Source organism: Streptomyces erythrochromogenes (genome assembly GCF_036170895.1).
Classification (GTDB): Bacteria; Actinomycetota; Actinomycetes; order Streptomycetales; family Streptomycetaceae; genus Streptomyces; species Streptomyces erythrochromogenes.
In genome coordinates this window covers 1223763-1241594 of the sequence record NZ_CP108036.1, presented here as the reverse complement: position 1 = coordinate 1241594, position 17832 = coordinate 1223763, and the positions used below count along the sequence as shown (strand labels likewise).

The 17832-nt window shown below is 72.4% G+C and carries 17 protein-coding genes and 4 pseudogenes; 12 read left to right on the top strand and 9 right to left on the bottom strand.

Features of this window, described 5'->3' with window-relative positions; translation table 11 throughout:
- Positions 1-4 precede the first annotated feature (4 nt).
- Positions 5-610 (bottom strand): hypothetical protein, encoded by a 606-nt coding sequence (locus OHA91_RS05975; protein ID WP_328738779.1) that lies wholly within the window; start codon positions 608-610, stop codon positions 5-7.
- A gap of 192 nt (positions 611-802) precedes the next feature.
- Between OHA91_RS05975 and OHA91_RS05970 the strand changes: the two genes are divergently transcribed.
- Entirely contained in the window at positions 803-1135 is a 333-nt protein-coding gene (locus OHA91_RS05970; protein ID WP_245240027.1) for an FAD-dependent oxidoreductase, read from the top strand.
- Between the two features lie 269 nt (positions 1136-1404).
- On the opposite strand, the pseudogene OHA91_RS39830 reads toward OHA91_RS05970, so the two are convergent.
- From OHA91_RS39830 to OHA91_RS05960, 3 genes and pseudogenes are all read right to left on the bottom strand, one after another.
- Positions 1405-1581, bottom strand: a pseudogene (locus OHA91_RS39830) (IS5/IS1182 family transposase); the annotation flags it as partial.
- A 507-nt stretch (positions 1582-2088) separates the two neighbouring features.
- Positions 2089-2226, bottom strand: a pseudogene (locus OHA91_RS05965) (thioredoxin-disulfide reductase); the annotation flags it as partial.
- On the bottom strand, positions 2223-2645 hold the full coding sequence (locus OHA91_RS05960; RefSeq protein WP_031147138.1) for an arsenate reductase ArsC: 423 nt from the start codon (positions 2643-2645) through the stop codon (positions 2223-2225). The pseudogene OHA91_RS05965 and the gene OHA91_RS05960, both read right to left, overlap by 4 nt.
- A gap of 92 nt (positions 2646-2737) precedes the next feature.
- On the opposite strand from OHA91_RS05960, the gene OHA91_RS05955 reads away from it, so the two are divergent.
- From OHA91_RS05955 to OHA91_RS05940, 4 genes and pseudogenes are all read left to right on the top strand, one after another.
- On the top strand, positions 2738-3052 hold the full coding sequence (locus tag OHA91_RS05955; RefSeq protein ID WP_031147140.1) for an ArsR/SmtB family transcription factor: 315 nt from the start codon (positions 2738-2740) through the stop codon (positions 3050-3052).
- A 34-nt stretch (positions 3053-3086) separates the two neighbouring features.
- Entirely contained in the window at positions 3087-3881 is a 795-nt protein-coding gene (locus tag OHA91_RS05950; protein ID WP_328738778.1) for an aquaporin, read from the top strand.
- A complete protein-coding gene (locus OHA91_RS05945; protein WP_328738777.1) occupies positions 3878-4936 on the top strand; it encodes an ArsO family NAD(P)H-dependent flavin-containing monooxygenase in 1059 nt (352 codons plus the stop codon). The genes OHA91_RS05950 and OHA91_RS05945 overlap by 4 nt, the downstream gene beginning before the upstream one ends.
- 424 nt (positions 4937-5360) lie before the next feature.
- Positions 5361-5894: pseudogene (locus OHA91_RS05940) on the top strand (APC family permease); the annotation flags it as partial.
- Positions 5895-5965: 71 nt separating this feature from the next.
- Here the strand turns inward: OHA91_RS05940 and OHA91_RS05935 are convergent.
- The gene (locus tag OHA91_RS05935; protein ID WP_328738776.1) at positions 5966-6280 is read right to left on the bottom strand and encodes a PadR family transcriptional regulator; all 315 of its coding nucleotides are present in this window, start codon (positions 6278-6280) and stop codon (positions 5966-5968) included.
- Between the two features lie 735 nt (positions 6281-7015).
- Here OHA91_RS05935 and panD point away from each other — a divergent pair.
- Genes panD through OHA91_RS05920 form a run of 3 tightly spaced genes read left to right on the top strand, consistent with a single transcriptional unit; the run spans position 7016 to position 8455 of the window.
- Entirely contained in the window at positions 7016-7438 is a 423-nt protein-coding gene (panD, locus tag OHA91_RS05930; RefSeq protein ID WP_031147150.1) for an aspartate 1-decarboxylase, read from the top strand.
- A 22-nt stretch (positions 7439-7460) separates the two neighbouring features.
- A complete protein-coding gene (locus OHA91_RS05925) occupies positions 7461-7829 on the top strand; it encodes a GNAT family N-acetyltransferase (RefSeq protein ID WP_031147151.1) in 369 nt (122 codons plus the stop codon).
- Positions 7823-8455: an aspartate/glutamate racemase family protein gene (locus OHA91_RS05920; protein WP_328738775.1), complete on the top strand. Its 633-nt coding sequence runs from the start codon at positions 7823-7825 to the stop codon at positions 8453-8455. Before OHA91_RS05925 ends, OHA91_RS05920 begins: the two co-directional genes overlap by 7 nt.
- A 260-nt stretch (positions 8456-8715) precedes the next feature.
- Here the strand turns inward: OHA91_RS05920 and gndA are convergent, their stop codons facing one another.
- Positions 8716-10161, bottom strand: a complete 1446-nt coding sequence (gndA, locus tag OHA91_RS05915) for an NADP-dependent phosphogluconate dehydrogenase (RefSeq protein ID WP_031147156.1) — start codon at positions 10159-10161, stop codon at positions 8716-8718.
- A 183-nt stretch (positions 10162-10344) separates the two neighbouring features.
- Here gndA and OHA91_RS05910 point away from each other — a divergent pair, with 183 nt between their 5' ends.
- Positions 10345-11646, top strand: coding sequence for a transglycosylase family protein (locus OHA91_RS05910; RefSeq protein WP_328741091.1), 1302 nt, complete (start codon positions 10345-10347; stop codon positions 11644-11646).
- A 54-nt stretch (positions 11647-11700) separates the two neighbouring features.
- Here OHA91_RS05910 and OHA91_RS05905 read toward each other — a convergent pair.
- Positions 11701-12483, bottom strand: a pseudogene (locus OHA91_RS05905) (DMT family transporter); the annotation flags it as partial.
- A 290-nt stretch (positions 12484-12773) separates the two neighbouring features.
- On the opposite strand from OHA91_RS05905, the gene OHA91_RS05900 reads away from it, so the two are divergent.
- Entirely contained in the window at positions 12774-14261 is a 1488-nt protein-coding gene (locus OHA91_RS05900) for an SDR family NAD(P)-dependent oxidoreductase (RefSeq protein ID WP_031147162.1), read from the top strand.
- A 17-nt stretch (positions 14262-14278) separates the two neighbouring features.
- Here OHA91_RS05900 and OHA91_RS05895 read toward each other — a convergent pair whose 3' ends face one another.
- Complete coding sequence (locus OHA91_RS05895) at positions 14279-14731, bottom strand: HD domain-containing protein (protein WP_051892802.1); 453 nt, start codon at positions 14729-14731, stop codon at positions 14279-14281.
- Positions 14732-15071: 340 nt separating this feature from the next.
- On the opposite strand from OHA91_RS05895, the gene OHA91_RS05890 reads away from it, so the two are divergent.
- Positions 15072-15245 carry a hypothetical protein gene (locus OHA91_RS05890; protein WP_158714715.1) on the top strand — a complete coding sequence of 58 codons (174 nt, stop codon included), beginning with the start codon at positions 15072-15074 and terminating at the stop codon, positions 15243-15245.
- A 173-nt stretch (positions 15246-15418) separates the two neighbouring features.
- A complete protein-coding gene (locus OHA91_RS05885; protein ID WP_031147167.1) occupies positions 15419-16402 on the top strand; it encodes an NAD-dependent epimerase/dehydratase family protein in 984 nt (327 codons plus the stop codon).
- On the opposite strand, the gene OHA91_RS05880 is transcribed toward OHA91_RS05885, so the two are convergent.
- On the bottom strand, positions 16388-17827 hold the full coding sequence (locus OHA91_RS05880; RefSeq protein WP_031147169.1) for a lipase maturation factor family protein: 1440 nt from the start codon (positions 17825-17827) through the stop codon (positions 16388-16390). The genes OHA91_RS05885 and OHA91_RS05880 overlap by 15 nt on opposite strands.
- Between the last annotated feature and the right edge of the window lie 5 nt (positions 17828-17832).

Sequence of the window (17832 nt, the reverse complement as noted above, 5' to 3'; positions counted from 1 at the left end):
GCGCTCAGCCGCGCGGGTCGAGCGCCGTGTCGAAGGGCGCGACCCAGAAGAATTCGCCTGCGTCGTCGTACGCGTAGAGCAGCGCGGTACTGCCGAGCATCAGCGGATCACTGCCGTGCTGGCGGACCTGGACGAGCGCCGTGGAGCCGTCCTCGGCCGCGACCTCAGCCTGGCCGAAGCCCGCGTCCACCCGCCCCGTGCGGATGACGCAGGTCAGGCCGACGAAGTCCAGCCGGGACGGCCCGGGTTCGTCAGGGAAGAGTTTGGTCAGGGGTCGTACGAGCACACGCGTCACGCGCCATGACAAGAACGGTGACCCGAACAGCAGCGTGGCGCCGAAGAAGTGAACCAGGGCGTCGGGCCATCCCGTACGGGCAAGGAGTGCCGACCCGGAAAGACTCGCGAACCAGGCCACGGCGACCAGCAGCGAGGCGGGGACGGTGACGGGCACACCGCCGAGACCCAGAGCACCGCTGTCGACGTCCGATCCGACACCTTCATGGTCCGCGGCCCCGCACAGCACGAGCAGCCAGAAGCCGAGGACGACGACCAGGGCCGCGCTGAACAGCACGGTGGGAAGGCCGAGAGCGGCCTTGATGAACTCGTCCACGCGTCCCCCTTTCTTCCGGCACCCGGCATCAGGCGCGTGGGCCCGTCCGGCCTCGGCCCATCCTGCCCTCACGCGAGCCCCTCCCACATTGCCGATCACCGGCAGTCTTAACGCGACTTTGACGCATCCGGCCTTGGGCAGGCGACGGGCTTTCCAGGGAGTGACCAACGAAAGGTGGCGGTCGTGCCGTCAATGCGGGTCGTTGTGGTAGGTGCAGGGCCAACGGGGCTGGCGACTGCCTGCGGACTGCGCGCCGTGGGCGTCCCCGTTCGGGTCGTGGCAAGGCACCTGGGCCCGCCGGCGGTGACGTCCCGCGCGCTGGGTCTGCAGCCTCGCGGGGCGGAGGTGCTCGACCGCCTCGGGGCGCTCGGAGACCTGCCCGAGCGATCGGTGCGGATCGCGTACATCGTCACGCATGTCGACGGCAGGCCGCTGGCGCGGCTCCGGGTGGGACAGCCCACGAAGCTGGTGATCAGGCCGGGGCCTGCTCATTTCCCGGGCCGAGGTCGAGACCCGGCTAGGTGACCGTCTGGGCGGGCTCGGCGTCGAAGTCGAACGGGTCGTGAGCTACTGGCCGTGCGCCAGGACTCGGACCGGGTCGTCCTGAACCTCGGCGACGGGGAGGAGCAGGCCGATTGGTCGGCGGGATGCGGTGGCGCGTGCACAGCCGCGTACGCAGGACCTCCGGTATCGGCTTCCCCGGTGCTGCGGTCGTCGAACGCTTCCTGCTGGTCGATGTGACGGCCTGTATGTCGATCACCACACGGCCGTCGCCTGGCTGCGCGGAGACGCGATGGGCGTCCGGCCCTACTTCGATGCGGGACGATCGGCCCGGTGCCCAGGTAGGCGCCGTCCGCGACGACCGTCGCCTCGGCCGCTGCGGCCGGCAGGCCTGACTCCCGCCACACGTGGGCGTCGGCCCTGATTCCGGGAGCCGGACGGGCCGAGGCGATCACCCAGCGGCTGCCCGCCTTTGAGAGGGCTGTCCGTTCCATCGAAGGCGGTTTCGCCCAGCGGGACTTGGAGACGCCTGCGGTGGATCCCGGGGCCCAGTAGGCGGCTTGGACCGGCTTGCACGCGTCCTGGGGCGTCCTGGTCCAGAGCGTCATCGCGATCTGCTGTGCGATGGAACCCCGTGCCCAGGACCTGGCCCTTCTCCGCGCACTCGTTGTCGGCGCGGATGGGGCCTGTCTCCTCCGGCTGTGTGCCGGGGCCCGTCCCCCCGTCAGCGCGCGAGCGCTGAGCAGGACCGTGCCGACGTCCCGGAGGGCTGCCGGGGCCAGGGAGTGCTGACGGGGCCGGCGTCGAGATTCCCCGATCGGTACGTCGCTCCACGCACACCGGGGGAGTGGACAGATGCTTGCCGATGAACGCGTCCGTGCGGGGTAACGGAAGGAGAACAGCAGGTGCCTCGCGGAGTTTCACAGCAGTGCCCCTACGCTGTTCCGTAGGGGCACCGGGGAAAGTCCGTCAGGCGGTGAGGTCGTCAGGGAGCCGCCGACGAAGATCGCGCCGCCGAAGACGAGCGGCTTGAGGTCCGCGCGGGCCGTGTACAGCGCGGCGGTATACCCGGCAGGTCAGGAACCTATGACGATGACGTTGCGGATTTCGCTCACGCCACAGGCTCCGGGGAGATCTCCGCGATCAGGCCCTCGATGAGCTTCTTGATCTCGTCGCGGATCGGGCGGACTGCCTCGACGCCCTGACCGGCCGGGTCCTCGAGCTTCCAGTCCAGGTACCGCTTGCCCGGGAAGACGGGGCAGGTGTCGCCGCAGCCCATGGTGATGCACACGTCGGAAGCCTTGACCGCGTCGAGGGTGAGGATCTTCGGGGTTTCGGCGGACATGTCGATGCCGACCTCGCGCATCGCCTCGACCGCGGCCGGGTTCACCGAGTCGGCGGGGGCGGACCCGGCCGAGCGGACCTCGACACGGTCCCCGGCCAGGTGGCTCAGCCACGCGGCGGCCATCTGGGAGCGGCCGGCGTTGTGGACGCAGACGAACAGGACAGAAGGCTTGCCGGACTGCTCGGACATCAGAGATCTCTCTCGTCTCAAAGGGGGAAAAGGGGCGGTAAAAGATCAGCAACCGGTGGTGTCAGCCGCCACTGATGTGAGAGTATCAGCCCATGATGACGTCAGTCGACACTGAACTGATCCGAGTCCTGGCAGACCCCCTCAGGCTTCAGATCGTGACCCTGCTCGCCCGCGAGACGCTGTGCACCACCCATCTCGTGGAGGAGACGGGCGCCAAGCAGACGAACCTCTCGAACCACCTGAGGGTTCTCCGCGAGGCGGGGGTCGTGGAGACGGAGCCGTGCGGACGGTACATCTACTACCGCCTGCGCCCGGAAGTCATCGAGGCCATCGCCGGCCAGTTCGCCGACCTCGCTCAGACCGCGCGTGCCACCGCCGAAGCGAACCTCAAGCGGTCCTGCCCATAGCCCGCTATTTGCCTCACCTGCCCGAGGAGAACCGTTGTCCGTCACCGAGCCCGTCGCCGCCCCCGCAGCGGCGTCCGGCATAGCCGCCGACGCACCCCAGCCCGCACCCGGCGCGACCCCACCCCAGACCCCGTTGATCGCCCGCGCCGCCGCCGAACTCGTCGGCACCGCGGCGCTCGTGGCGGTGGTGGTCGGCTCCGGCATCCAGGCCACCGAGCTCAGCCAGGACGTGGGCCTGCAGTTGCTGGCCAACTCCACCGCCACCGTCTTCGGGCTCGGCGTACTGATCGTCCTCCTCGGCCCGGTCTCCGGTGCCCATTTCAACCCGGCCGTCACGCTGGCGGAGTGGTGGACCGCCCGCCGCGGCGGTGCCGGCGTCACCGCCCGCGAGCTGGCCGCCTACGTGCCGTCGCAGATCGCCGGCGCGATCGCGGGCGCGATCCTCGCGGACGCGATGTTCGGCGAACCGCTGGTCAAGTGGTCCACTCACGACCGCTCCGCCGGAAACCTCCTCCTCGGCGAGGTCGTCGCCACCGCGGGTCTGATCCTGCTGGTCTTCGGCCTGGCCCGCACCGACCGCCTGCGCTTCGCACCCGTCGCGGTCGCCTCGTACATCGGCGCCGCGTACTGGTTCACCTCCTCGACCTCCTTCGCGAACCCGGCCGTCACCATAGGCCGGGCGTTCACCGACACCTTCGCGGGCATCGCCCCCGCCTCGGTCCCGGGTTTCATCGGCGCCCAGCTGGCCGGTGTGATCGTTGGCCTGGCACTGGTGGCGGTCATCTTCATGCGTGGCAGGACCGCGCCCTCCGGAGTTCCCGCGGCATGACGCAGCGCACGGACGTGGTGGTGATCGGCGGCGGCCAAGCAGGGCTCGCCGCCGGATACCACCTGCGCCGCCTGGGCGTCGAGTTCGTCATCCTCGACGCCGAGGCGGCACCCGGCGGAGCCTGGCAGCACACATGGGACTCGCTCCGCCTGTTCTCCCCGGCCGCCTACTCCTCGCTGCCCGGCCGGCTCATGCCCGTCCAGCCCGGCGAGGTCTATCCGGACGCGCGGCATGTGGTGTCGTACCTCGCCGACTACGAGAAGCGGTACGAGCTTCCCGTCCAGCGCGAAATCCGGGTCGATGCCGTCCACCGGGACAGTGCCTTCCTCCGCATCGAAACCGCCTGCGGTGACTGGCGGGCGCGTGCCGTTGTCAGTGCCACCGGCACCTGGACCCGGCCCTTCCTGCCCGCCGTCCCCGGCCGCCGCGTCTTCGCGAGCCGCCAGCTCCACACCGTGCAGTACCGCAACTCCGACGACTTCGCCGGGCAACGCGTGATCGTCGTTGGCGGCGGGAACTCCGGCGCGCAGATTGCCGCCGACCTCGCGGGTGCGGCCGACCTGACGTGGATCACCCGGCGTCCGCCCCGCTACCTGCCCGACGAGATCGATGGCCGTGCGCTCTTCGACGCCGCGACCGCCCGCCGCCAGGCCCTGGACGCCGGTCGCACGGACGCCGGTGGTGTCGCCTCCCTCGGCGACATCGTCGCCGTCCAGCCCGTACGCGCCGCCCGCGACGCCGGCCTCCTCACGGCGACGCCCATGTTCAGCCGCCTCACCAAGCAGGGCGTCACCTGGGCCGACGGGACGAGCGCGCAGGCTGACGCGATCGTCTGGTGCACCGGCTTCCGCCCGGACCTGGCGCACCTCGCCCCGCTCCGCCTGCGCGGTACCTGCGGTCACATCGCCACGATCGGCACCCGCGCCGTCGACGAACCCCGCCTGCACCTGTTGGGTTACGGCGACTGGACCGGCCCCGCCGCCGCCACCCTCATCGGCCTCGGCCGCCCCGCGCGCGAAGCCGCACGCGAGATCGCGGAACTGATCCGAGCCTGACCTCCTCACGTCCGGGGACCGGCCGCGGCCCGCGCCACGCTGCCCGCGCTCTGCGCCATGCAGGTGCCCCTTCACCGCCGCGCACACTGGCAGGCCCAGCACACGCGGTCTTCGACGCCGTCGGGCAGCAGAGGCGGCGGTGAACGGCGTAGGCCGACGCGCTCACCGCCGACGCGCGACCGCGCCGTCGACGACTCGGCGTACGACGCCCCGCACCGAGGTCATCCACCTGGTCCGCTCCGGTTCCTCCGCAGGACCAGCCCACTTCGTCCCGTACGCCAGAGAGAGCGGACAGCGGACCGCCTGCGGATTTCGAGGGGTCTTGTCCGCGTTCGACCCTCGCTCGGTGGCGCGAAGAGCTCTTATATCGCCTGCCGATATCGGAGTCCGTAAGAGGTGCGCCCCGCCGCTGAGGAGTGAGTCCATGAGCCAGCCATCGGGGGCCGCCGGGATGCCGGACGCGTTGCAGCGGCGGCTCGGCGTCACCGCCGCCGTGGTGATCGGCCTGGGGTCGATGATCGGCGCCGGGATCTTCGCCTCACTTGCGCCGGCCGCGCACGCGGCCGGCTCCGGACTGTTGATCAGCCTGGCCCTGGCCGCCGTGGTCGCGTACTGCAACGCCACCTCCTCCGCCTGTCTCGCCGCCCGGTACCCGGCGTCGGGCGGCACCTATGTCTACGGCCGCGAGCGGCTGGGTGACTTCTGGGGCTACCTCGCCGGGTGGGGGTTCGTGGTGGGCAAGACAGCCTCCTGCGCAGCCATGGCGCTGACGGTGGGCTCGTACGTGTCGCCCGGTCAGGAGCACGCGGTCGCAGTCGCGGCGGTGGTGGCGCTGACCGCGGTGAACTACGCCGGGGTGCAGAAGTCGGCGCTGCTGACGCGGGTGATCGTGGCCGTGGTGCTGGCGGTGCGCCTCTTCCTGCTCGTGGCAGGTGCAGGCGCCCTCTCACTCGATGCACGCCTGGCCCGCACGACCGCTGTCCCTGCTGCCACGGCGGACGCCGCGGTCCGCTGACCCCGGCCGCCAGGCTACGGGCGGAGGAGGTCCGCCGCGGGCAGAACCTCCCGGGCCAGCTCGGCCAGTGCCCGCCGGTCCTCGGCCAGCGCCGCCTTCCCCGCATCGGTCGCCCGGTACACCCGGCGGGTGCGGCCCTCGACCACCCGCTGCTCGGACACCAGCAGCCCGTCCGTCTCCAGCTGGTGAAGCGTCGGATACAGGGTCCCCGGACTGATCTGGTAGCCGTGACCGGCGAGTTCCCGGGCCATCCACGCGCCGTGGATCTCCCCTTCGGCCGCGTGGTGCAGGATGTGCAGCCGTACCGCGCCCCGCTGGAACTCCCTCACCCGTTCCACCTCTGTACTCCGCCACCGCAGTGACGAATCCGATATCGGTACCCGATCCTAGGCCGCTCGGAGCTCGCGCCCCGTGGTCGAAGCGCCAAGACGGCTTGGGTGGTCTGCGCATTGACCCTTCCCTGCCTGCTCCAGGGACTGTGCGCGCAGCGCAGTTCGAGGTCCCGGAGGAGATCGGGCCGCCAGGCAAATGGGCCGATCGGAGGCGGTGTGGCTCGAGGACGTCCTCGGCGCGGTCCTGCGCGAGGTGGACGTCCGCTCCGGGGTAAGGGTGATGAGTGACCGAAGGGAAGAGGCGAGCGAGGTGGTCCACGAGCCTGGGTGATTCGGCCAGGGGGAAGCGAGTCGTGGCGGCACGGCAACTGGCCCGTGTGCGGAGGGTGTGACCCGCCTGGCGACGACCGGCTACTTGATCACGGTGGGAAAGCCTGAGGTGCCCAGGGGAGCGGTTCGTCCTGTGCCCCCAAGCCCCTGATGGGCCATCAGGTATGTCGGCATCCGGTCAGCACCCGTCCCCGAGCGTTCCGAAGTGCCTGATCGAACGGGCGCCTGGTCGGCGGCGTCACGACGGCCTGGTCCGCACGGAAGTGCAGGGCCGGGAGCCTTCCCGTCAGAGGCAGTCGATTTTAGTTTATGATCCCCCCTCCGACACGCACCGGTGTAGAGTGCAGGACGCCCTTGACCTGCATAAAGCGGGCAGGGAGCCGACAATCCGGGAGTTTCTCCATGCTGCGTACGATGTTCAAGTCCAAGATCCACCGGGCTACCGTCACCCAGGCCGACCTGCACTACGTCGGGTCCGTGACCGTTGACGCCGACCTGCTGGACGCCGCCGATCTGCTGCCCGGGGAGCTCGTCCACATCGTGGACATCACCAACGGCGCGAGGCTGGAGACCTACGTCATCGAGGGCGAGCGCGGATCCGGCGTGATCGGGATCAACGGGGCCGCCGCGCACCTGGTGCACCCCGGGGACCTCGTCATCCTCATCAGCTATGCCCAGGTCGAGGACGCCGAGGCCCGGTCGCTGAAGCCCCGCGTCGTGCACGTCGACGCCGACAACCGGATCGTCGAACTGGGGGCCGACCCCTCCGCACCGGTACCGGGTACGGACCAGGAGCGCAGCCCCCACGCCGTCGCCCTCCGATAAGTCCGAGAAGGAGCCCGGGACCATGCCGGATAGCCCCAGCAGCCCGAACGCGCCGATCGAGTTCCAGGACGAGCGCAAAGCCGGGCGACTGCTCGCCGTCGAGGACGGGACGGCGGTCGGGTACATCGCCTACTTCGTGCTCGCCGAGCCGCCCCACGCCCTGGTGGCGGTGCACACGGTCGTCGAGCCGGGCCACGAGGGCCGGGGCATCGCCGGAGGTCTGGTGAGGACCTTCTACGGACTCGCCGGGGCCGAGGGCGTTCCCGTGGTTCCGCTCTGCCCGTATGCGGCGAGCTGGGCGGCCAAACACCCCGACGAGGCGCCCGTCGCGCCGGCCGAGGTCGTCGCGGCCGCGAAGGCGCAGCTGGCGGCCGGCTCGGACCTGTGGTGACGGTCCCGGACCTGATCCTGCTGCACACCTCGCCCGTGCACGTCCCCGTCTTCGACGCGTTGCGCGACCGGCACCACCCGGGGGCCGTACTGCGGCACCTGGTGGTGCCGGAGCTGTTGGACCGGGCCCGCGCGCACGGGCCGTCGTCCGTGGCCCCGGCCCTGCTGGAACTGCTCGCCGGAGCCGGGCCGGGCCCCGCGCTGGTCACCTGCTCCACCATCGGGGCGACCGCCGAGGCGCTGGCTCCGGCCGTCGGCGCCCCGGTGCTGCGGGTGGACCGGCCGATGGCGGCCGCGGCCGTGCGCACCGGCCCGCGCATCGCCGTCCTCGCCGCCCTCGCATCGACCCTCGCCCCGACCGCGGAGCTGCTCGCCGAGGAGGCCGGCGGGCGGCCCGTGTCGGTCCGTACGCACCTCGTCGCCGGCGCCTGGGAGTGCTTCGAGGCGGGGGACACCGCCCGCTACCTCGCCCACGTGGCCGACGCCGCGGACGCCGTCACCGGTGCGGACGTCATCGTCCTGGCCCAGGCGTCCATGGCCGGCGCGGCCGAGCTGGCCACGACCGGGACCCCCGTACTGGCCAGCCCCGGCCCGGGCCTCGCCGCCGCGCTCGCCCTCTCGCACTGACGGCCGCACCGCAGGGGCGCGGGACGCGTACGGGACGCAATCGCGGGAAAGTGCCGTATATGGTGCGAACACTCGAAGACACGCAGCCGCCGGCCCCCGAGCCCGACCCGAAGCCGGCCCCGAACCCGTTCCCGGACCCCGAGCCGGTCCCGCGCCCCGTGCCGCCCGTGCCCGGCCCCGTACCCGAGCCGGACCCCATCCCCCCGCCCCCGGGACCCGCGCCGGTTCCCCAGCCCGGGCCCTGGAGCTGAGCGGCACCGTCAGTCCGTGCGGACCTCGGAGCGGTCGCCGCTCCAGAGGGTGTGGAACGAGCCCTCGCGGTCGGTCCGCCGGTAGGTGTGCGCCCCGAAGAAGTCCCGCTGGCCCTGCGTGAGGGCCGCGGGGAGCCGCTCCGCGCGCAGCGCGTCGTAGTACGCCAGCGAGGCGGCGAAGGCCGGCACCGGAATGCCCGCGCCCACCGCCGCCGCGATCACCGACCGCCAGCCCTCCTGCGCCGCCCCGATCTCCTCGGCGAAGCGCTCGTCCGCCAGCAGGCTCGGCAGGTCGGGCCGGGCGTCGTAGGCCGCGCGGATCCGGTCGAGGAACGCCGCCCGGATGATGCAGCCGCCGCGCCACAGGGAGGCCACCGCGCCCAGGTCCACGTTCCAGTCGTACTCCTCGCTGCCGGCCCGGATCTGGTGGAACCCCTGCGTGTACGAGACGATCTTCGACGCGTACAGGGCCTCCTCCACCTGCGCGGCGAACGCGTCCGCCGCCTCCGGCGACAGCGCGGCGGGCGCCGGGCCCGCGAGTCCGCGAGCGGCCGTCCGCAGGTCCGCGTGGCCCGAGACGGCGCGGGCGAACACGGCCTCGGCGATCCCCGACACCGGGACGCCGAGGTCCAGGGCGATCTGCACGGTCCAGCGCCCGGTGCCCTTCTGTTCGGCGGCGTCGGCCACGACGTCGACGAACGCCTGCCCGGTCGCCGCGTCCGTGTGGGCGAGCACCTCCGCCGTGATCTCGATCAGGTACGAGTCCAGCCGGCCCCGGTTCCAGTCCCGGAAGGTCTCCGCGATCTTCGCGGGGGAGTAGCCGGCGACCTCGCGCAGCAGGTGGTAGGCCTCGGCGATGAGCTGCATGTCGGCGTATTCGATGCCGTTGTGGACCATCTTGACGAAGTGTCCGGCGCCGTCGGGACCCACGTGGGAGGTGCACGGCGTACCGTCGGCGGCCTTCGCCGCGATCTTCTCCAGCAGGGGGCCGAGCGACGCGTACGACTCCTGTGAGCCGCCCGGCATGATGCTCGGGCCGAGCAGCGCGCCCTCCTCGCCGCCCGAGATGCCCACGCCGACGAAGTGGATGCCCTGTGCGCGCAGTTCCCGCTCGCGACGCCGGGTGTCCTCGAAGTGCGCGTTCCCGCCGTCGATGATGACGTCGCCCTCCTCCAGGAGCGGGGCGAACTCGCGGATCACGGCATCGGTGGGGTCCCCGGCCTTCACCATGATGACGATGCGTCGGGGGCGCTCCAGCGCATCGACGAACTCCTTGGCCGACTCGGCGGCCACGAACGCGCCCTCGTGTCCGAACTCCTCCACCAGCGCCGTGGTCCTGGCGGTGGTGCGGTTGTGGACGGCCACGGTGAATCCGTTGCGAGCGAAGTTGCGGGCGAGGTTGCTGCCCATGACTGCGAGGCCGGTGACGCCGATCTGGGCCGTGCTGGTGCTCATCTGTGCGCTCCTGCGTGCTTCGGTGTGCGGGCTGTGCCGACGCTACCCCGCCGAGGGGCGGGCGGCGCCGACGCCCGCCGTGTCATTGTCAAGTTCCGCTGAGCAGCGCCCCGTTGCTCCCTTGTCATGCAATGATCCCGACGTTACGTTGTGCGATTCCTGATGTCTTCGATGGGGGCTCCCATGGGCGTACGGGGCCGGCACCGCCGGTATCAGCCGAGCAGTATCAACCGGGCCTCGCTGGCCGTGACCGCGGGAGGCGCGGGGATCGCGCTCCCCCTGATGGGTGCCGGAGTGGCCGACGCGGCCTCCGTCGACACCTGGAACAAGGTCGCCGCCTGCGAGTCGACCAACAACTGGCGCATCAACACCGGCAACGGCTACTACGGCGGACTCCAGTTCAGCCAGAGCACCTGGCGGGCCTTCGGCGGGACCACGTACGCCCCGCGCGCCGACCTGGCCACCAAGGAACAGCAGATAGCGGTCGCGGAGAAGGTCCTCAAGGGGCAGGGGCCGCAGGCCTGGCCCCACTGCGGCAAGGGGGCGGGCCTCACGCGTGGCGGGCCGTCACCGGCCCTCGCCGCTCAGGTACCCGCTCAGCCCCAGGCCGGTTCGCAGCCCCGGACCCGGGAGGTGAAGGCGACCCCGGTACAGGGCACCGCGCCGCGCCCGACCGGAACCTCGGTCCTGCCCAACCCGTACGTCGTCGCGCCGGGCGACTCGCTCTCCGCGATAGCCACCGAGCAGCGCGTCGAGGGCGGCTGGCAGGCGCTCTACGAGACCAACCGGGCCGTCGTGGGCGACAACCCGAACCTGATCTTCCCCGGGCAGCGCCTCACGATGAGGGTCACCACCGCCCCGCCGGCTCCGCCCGCGCAGAACCCGGAGAAGCCGCCCCGGACCGCCGAGCCGGTCAAGCCCGGCGAGCCGGCCGCCGAGAAGCCGGCGGAGCGGCCCGCGCCGAAGCCGACCGGGAAGCAGGCCCCGAAACCGGCCGAGAAGCCCGTCGAGAAGCCTGTCGAAAAGCCGGCCGAGAAGCCCGACACCCGACCCGCCTCAGCGCAGCAGAAGCCGGCCGCGGGCGGGTTCTCCGCTCCCGTCGACGCCGCCCTCGGCACCGCGTACCGCGTCTCGGGATCCTCCTGGTCCAGCGGCTACCACACGGGCGTCGACTTTCCCGTGGCCACCGGCACCACCGTCAAGTCCGTCGGACCCGGCCAGGTCGTCTCCGCGGGCTGGGCCGGCGCCTACGGCTACCAGGTCGTCATCCGGCACACCGACGGCCGGTACTCCCAGTACGCCCACCTCTCGGCGCTCGGCGTGAAGTCGGGCCAGCAGGTCTCCGGAGGCCAGCGGATCGGCCGCTCCGGCTCGACCGGCAACAGCACCGGCCCGCACCTGCACTTCGAGATCCGCTCGGCACCCGGCTACGGCTCCGACATCGACCCCCTGAAATACCTGCGGAGCCACGGCGTCCGCATCTGACCCGCGCCGACCGGGCGGCACGGCCGTGAGCAGGACCAGGCCGGCCGCCGCCAGCACGGCGCTGGCCAGCGCCGCCGCAGTGCCGGCGGCCCCGTAGCGGAAGCCCTCGGCGAAGAGCGTGATCCCGACCGTCGCCGCGACCACCGGATTGACCACCGTCACCGTGGCCAGCGGCGCGGTCAGGCCGGCGCCCCGGTAGGCCGCCTGGGACAGCAGCAGCCCGCCCGACGCCAGCACCGCGATCGCCGCCAGGTCCGGCCACAGGCCGGCCGGCGCACCCGGTCCGACGTTCTCGGCGACCGACTTGGTGAACACCGAGGCCATGCCGAAGGCCGTGCCGGCCGCCGCGGCCAGCAGCACGCTGTGCAGTACCGCCCGGTGCATCCGGTGCGCCGCCAGGAACAGCGCCGCCACCGCGGCCCCGGTCACCACGAGCAGCAGGCTCCGCTCGTCTCCCGCCAGGGACTGCTCCGCCCGTCCGTCACCCCCGGTCAGCGCCAGCAGACCCGCGAGTCCGACCGTGGCCAGCACCGCCCCGCGCCAGGCCGCCGCACCCGCCCGGCGCCGTACGAAGACGGCCGCCATCGGCAGCGCGAACACGATGGTGAGCGCCCCCAGCGGCTGGACCAGGCTCAGCGGCCCGTACGCGAGCGCCACCACGTGCAGCAGCGCGCCGAGGCCGTTCAGCCCGACCGCCACCCACCAGCCGCCTCGGCGCAGCGGTGCGTACCGCCGGTCCGGCGTGCTCGCCGCGACCCTCTCCTGGACGATCGCGCCGCCCGCGTACGCCACGGCGGACACGAGGCAGAGCAAGACCGACAGCGCCAGTGCACTCATAAGCTCCACAATGCCCGACCCATCTGCGCTATTCCTCCGCCCACAGGTGGTCACGAGTCATACTCCCGACGTAGTACGGGAGTACGCAGCGTGGCCCTTCCATCAGCGCAGTGCCACCCCTACCGCGCCCCACGGCGGCCACGTGAACCCGTACGGTGACGGCCTGTTCGCGGTACGTGAGGTTCCGGGCCGCGGGTTTGGCTCGGGGCGCGTCCGATCCGTACAGTTCCCCTTTTGAGGACCTCCGCAGCAGGCGGATGCGGACGAGTGACCAAGGAACGGCAGCGGCCATGACGGTGACCGAAGACAGCCACGACCAGGCACAGGCCTACGGACCGGGCATCGACCCCGAGCGGCTGGCGCTCTGCCTCGACGTGCTCGCCGAACTCGACACGATCGACGTGGACCACCCGGACGCCATCGCCGTGCGCCGCGCCACGGCGGGCGTCTACCGCACGGTCAAGCAGCGCCGCCGCCAGGAGCGCCGCGCCGCCAAGACCGCCAACGACAAGGCCGTCACCGAGGCGACCGCGACCGGCTCCGCCGAGCGCATCGACGACGAGACCGAGGGCATCCTGCCCTCCTCGGTCACGGAGGCCGGCCGGATCGCCGGGATACTCCAGCGCCCCCGCTCCTGCTACGTCTGCAAGACGCGGTACGTCGAGGTCGACTACTTCTACCACCAGCTCTGCCCGGACTGCGCCGTCGAGAACCGGACCAAGCGCGAGGCCCGGGCGGACCTCGCCGGCAAGCGCGCGCTGCTCACCGGCGGCCGCGCCAAGATCGGCATGTACATCGCGCTGCGGCTGCTGCGTGACGGCGCCCACACCACGATCACCACGCGCTTCCCCAAGGACGCCATCCGCCGCTTCAAGGCGATGGAGGACTCGGCGGACTGGATGCACCGCCTGGAGGTCGTCGGCATCGACCTGCGCGACCCGGCCCAGTCCGTGGCCCTCGCCGAACAGGTGGCGGCGGCCGGTCCGCTCGACATCCTGATCAACAACGCTACGCAGACCGTGCGCCGCCTGCCCACCGCCTACGCGGCGCTGGTCGAGGGGGAGTCCGCGCCGCTGCCCGCCGGAGAGCTCCCCGCCCACCACGTCATCGGCGCCTTCAACTCGGGCGCGGTCGACGGCCTGGCGGCGCTGCCCGTCGGGGTGAGCGGGCTCGAGGCGCAGAAGGTCGCCGACCTCGCCCTGGTCGCCGGCAACGCCAGCCTGGAGCGGCACCTCGCCGGCACCGCCATCGACGCGGGCGGCCTGCTGCCCGACGTCGTCGACAGCAACACCTGGGTGCAGACCATCGACCAGATCTCCCCGGTGGAGCTGCTCGAGACCCAGCTGTGCAACTACACGTCGCCGTTCATCCTGATCAGCGCACTTCGGCCGGCCATGGCCGATGCCGCCCGGAAGTCGTCCAGCGGCCGGGCGTACGTCGTGAACGTCTCGGCGATGGAGGGCGTCTTCAGCCGCGGTTACAAGGGCGCGGGGCACCCGAACACCAATGCCGCCAAGGCCGCGATGAACATGGTGACGCGAACCAGCGGCCAGGAGATGTTCCAGACCGACCGGATCCTGATGACCTCGGTCGACACCGGCTGGATCACCGACGAGCGTCCGCACTTCGACAAGCTGCGCCTCGCCGAGGAGGGCTTCCACGCCCCCCTCGACCTGGTCGACGGCGCGGCCCGGGTCTACGACCCGATCGTGCGCGGCGAGGCGGGCGAGGACCTGTTCGGCGTCTTCCTGAAGGACTACGCCCCGGCGAACTGGTAGCCCCGGCGGGCCCCGCCCTACTGCGTGCCCGTGATCGGCCCCCTCGGCGAACCGAGGGGGCCGATCGCGTTCCGGGCCCGGCAGGACCCCGCCGCGACCAGCTCCAGCAGCGCACGCCAGTCCTCCAGCGCGCCCGCGTCCAGTCCGCACGCCCCCGCCGCCTCGCGGGCCCGGCGCAGGGTGGCCACCGCCTCCGCGTCCTCGCCCGGCGGGTCGGCGCCGTCGGACCCGCCGCCCGCCGCGGCCGGCGCGTGGAGCCGTACGAGCCGGGCCACCCGCTCGCCCAGCAGGGGGCGCACCGCCTCCGCTGCGAGTACGGCGTGTCGCGCTCCGTCACCCGGACGGAGCATCCGGCCGATGTCGTGCAGCAGGCCCGCGAGCTGCAGTTCCTTGTCGGCGGGGTGGGAGCGGCGGAGCAGCGCCGCGGTCCGCAGGGCGTGATCGTCGCGGTCGGCGTGCAGCAGCTCCATCAGCTCAACCACGCTTGTGACGTACGGCACTTCGGCCTCCGCCGCTCCGGACCCCGCCACCGCCGACCCCCTCCGTCGCGCCCCGCGCATCCGGGTCCGAGCACACCATCCGTGACCCACCCGCCGGCCGACGACTTGCTGAACTCGGGACGAAACTGAGAGGGCGCAGCGGATTTTGCCTTCCTATCGAGCGGAGGTCCGCTCATATGTGTACCCTGGGGCATCAAGACGGCCCCCATCCGGGCCGCGCTCCACTAAGGCGCCACCGCGTCCGGAACCCTTGATCCCTTGCCCGGCTCGCGGTCAGCCTGCCGGGTTACGCGACACAGAGGAGTGCGCGGTGACTGAAAAGACGCAGCCCGAACCGAAGTTGCTGGAGCGGACCGGATCGCGTGCCAAGACGCGGTCCGACGAACTCGGAAGCCTGGAAGTCTGGGCGCGTTCCGCCCCGATCCGGCTGGCCGGGTACGAGGACGACCTGGCGGAGTCGCACATCCTGCCCGGCATCGACTAGTCCGCGTATCCTCCGCACCGATCCGCAGAGCGGTGCAAGCGCCCCCTCGTGCCCACCCGCACCGGGGGCGCTGCCCTGTCTGACAGGGCAGCAGCAGCCCGCTACGCCCTGAGCGTCATCGCCGAGAGCGATCACCGCTTCCGCGGCCCGGCCCGCCGGGCCAGGGTGGGCGCATGAAGCTGCTGATGCTGGGTGGTACCGAATTCGTCGGACGCGCGATCACCGAGGAGGCCCTCGCCCGGGGCTGGGAGGTGACCGTCTTCCACCGGGGGCACCACGAGCCCCCGCCGGGGACCCGCGCCCTGCACGGGGACCGCACCGCCCCCGGCGGCCTGGCCGCCCTCGCCGAGGGGGAGTGGGACCTCGTCGTCGACACCTGGGGCGGAGCCCCCACGGCGGTGCGCGACAGCGCCCGCCTGCTGAGCGGCCGGGCCGGGAGGTACGCGTACGTCTCCAGCCGCTCGGTGTACGCCTACCCGGCCCCCGCCGGGCAGGGGGAGGACGGCCTCCTCGTCGAGGGCTCGCCGGACGCCGGGGCGACCGCCTACGCCGAGGACAAGAGGGGCGGCGAACTCGCCGCGCTGGACGCCTTCGCCGACCGCGCCCTGCTGGTCCGCGCCGGGCTGATCCTCGGCCCGTACGAGAACGTCGGCCGGCTGCCGTGGTGGCTCGGCCGCATCGCGCGCGGCGGCCCGGTGCTCGCCCCCGGCCCGCGCGGACTCCCGATCCAGTACATCGACGTACGCGACCTCGCGCACTGGACCCTGGACGCCGCCGAAGCCGGGCTCGGAGGCCCGTACAACCTGGTCTCGCCGGTCGGGCACGCCACCATGGGCTCGCTCCTCGACGCCTGCGCCGCCGTCACCGGCAGCGGCGCCGAACTGCGCTGGACCGACCCGGCACCGATCGTCGCGGCCGGGGTCGAGCCCTGGACCGAGCTCCCGGTCTGGCTCCCCGAGGGCGAGTCGTACGACCACATGTTCGGCGGCGACGTGACCAGGGCGCTGGAGACCGGGCTGAAGTGCCGCCCCGTCGAGGAGACCGTGGCCGACACCTGGGCCTGGCTGCGCACCCTCGGCGGCCGGGCCCCGCAGCGGACCGACCGGCCGGCCCCCGGACTCGACGCCGAACGGGAGGCCGCGCTACTCGGGCTCTGACAGGCGGGCCTGCGCGAGCCGGGTCGGCGGGAGGTACTCGCGCACCAGCGTGCGGTGCCACCAGTCCCCGGTCTCGCGCAGCTCCCGCCAGGTGGTGAAGCGGTAGCGGTAGAGCAGGGCCCGGACGTACACGGGCGGCGCGTCCGGGAACGGGTTGTGGCGCAGCAGCCGCAGCGTGTCCCGGTCGCCCGCCAGCAGCCGCTCCACGAACGGCCCGAACCAGTCGCGCGCGTAGCCGGGGGAGATCGCCGCGAACCACATCAGCCAGTCCAGGCGCAGGTGGTAGGGGGCGAACTGGCGCGGCAGCCGGCCCGGTTCACCGGGTTTGCCTCTGAATCCGTACTCCTTCCAGGCGCCGTCCTCGCGCGGCACCCGGTCCGCGGTGCCCTCCACCGCGACCTCCATGCGGACGCGGCCGACCGAGCCGAAGGCCCCGTAGGTGTTGACGAGGTGCAGCGCGTCGAAGGAGCGGTTCATCACCTGGCGGCGCGAGATCATGTTGAGCACCGGGTGGCGGCTGAGGAACAGGACCAAGGCGGTCACCGCACAGACCAGAACGGCGAACCACGCGGGAGCCGGCCGTGAGGCGGCGGCCGGGGGCGGCCCGGCGAGCCCGGTGAAGTCCACGGCCGACACGGCGAGGGTGATCGTCAGCCAGTTCAGCCAGGCGAAGTTGCCGGACAGCACGAGCCACAGCTGCGTCGCGATGACGGCCCCCGCGGCGTACGAGGCGACCGGCTGCGGGGTGAACAGCAGCACCGGGACGACCAGTTGCGTCACGTGGTTGGCGGCGCACTCCACCCGGTGCAGCGGTTTGGGCAGGTGGTGGAAGAACCAGCTCAGCGGCCCCGCCATGGGCTGCGTCTCGTGGTGGAAGTACAGGCAGGTGAGCCCCCGCCAGCAGGGGTCCCCGCGCATCTTGATCAGCCCGGCCCCGAACTCCACGCGGAAGAGCACCCAGCGCAGCAGCCACAGCACCAGCACCGGCGGCCCGGTCCGGGCGTTTCCGAGGAACACGGCGAGGAAGCCCACCTCCAGCAGCAGCGACTCCCAGCCGAAGGAGTACCAGGTCTGGCCGACGTTCACGATGGAGAGGTAGAGCAGCCACAGCGCGGCCCACATGGCCATGGCCGCGGCCAGCGGCACCTCGTCCCCGGCCCCGGCGGCCAGGGCCGCCGCCAGCGCGGCCCCGGCCCAGGCGCAGCCCGCGAAGAGCCGGTCCGAGTAGCGCAGTTGGAACAGGCTCGGGGCGCGCCGGAAGGGCACGTACCGTACGTAGTGCGGCACGGGCAGCATGCCGTGCGCCCCGATCAGGGCCCGGAACTGCAGTGCGGCCCCGACGAAGGCGACGAGGTAGACGCCGGCCAGGGCCCGCTGGAAGACCAGCCGGGCGAGCCAGTACCCGGGCGCCGTGAACCAGTCCATCGCCT

Coding starts and splice junctions, on each gene's coding strand:
- OHA91_RS05970 (WP_245240027.1), top strand. CDS start 803: ATGCGGGTCGTTGTGGTAGGTGCAGGGCCAACGGGGCTGGCGACTGCC.
- OHA91_RS05960 (WP_031147138.1), bottom strand. CDS start 2,645: ATGTCCGAGCAGTCCGGCAAGCCTTCTGTCCTGTTCGTCTGCGTCCAC.
- OHA91_RS05955 (WP_031147140.1), top strand. CDS start 2,738: ATGATGACGTCAGTCGACACTGAACTGATCCGAGTCCTGGCAGACCCC.
- OHA91_RS05945 (WP_328738777.1), top strand. CDS start 3,878: ATGACGCAGCGCACGGACGTGGTGGTGATCGGCGGCGGCCAAGCAGGG.
- panD (WP_031147150.1), top strand. CDS start 7,016: ATGCTGCGTACGATGTTCAAGTCCAAGATCCACCGGGCTACCGTCACC.
- OHA91_RS05925 (WP_031147151.1), top strand. CDS start 7,461: ATGCCGGATAGCCCCAGCAGCCCGAACGCGCCGATCGAGTTCCAGGAC.
- gndA (WP_031147156.1), bottom strand. CDS start 10,161: ATGAGCACCAGCACGGCCCAGATCGGCGTCACCGGCCTCGCAGTCATG.
- OHA91_RS05910 (WP_328741091.1), top strand. CDS start 10,345: ATGGGCGTACGGGGCCGGCACCGCCGGTATCAGCCGAGCAGTATCAAC.
- OHA91_RS05900 (WP_031147162.1), top strand. CDS start 12,774: ATGACGGTGACCGAAGACAGCCACGACCAGGCACAGGCCTACGGACCG.
- OHA91_RS05895 (WP_051892802.1), bottom strand. CDS start 14,731: ATGGAGCTGCTGCACGCCGACCGCGACGATCACGCCCTGCGGACCGCG.
- OHA91_RS05885 (WP_031147167.1), top strand. CDS start 15,419: ATGAAGCTGCTGATGCTGGGTGGTACCGAATTCGTCGGACGCGCGATC.
- OHA91_RS05880 (WP_031147169.1), bottom strand. CDS start 17,827: ATGGACTGGTTCACGGCGCCCGGGTACTGGCTCGCCCGGCTGGTCTTC.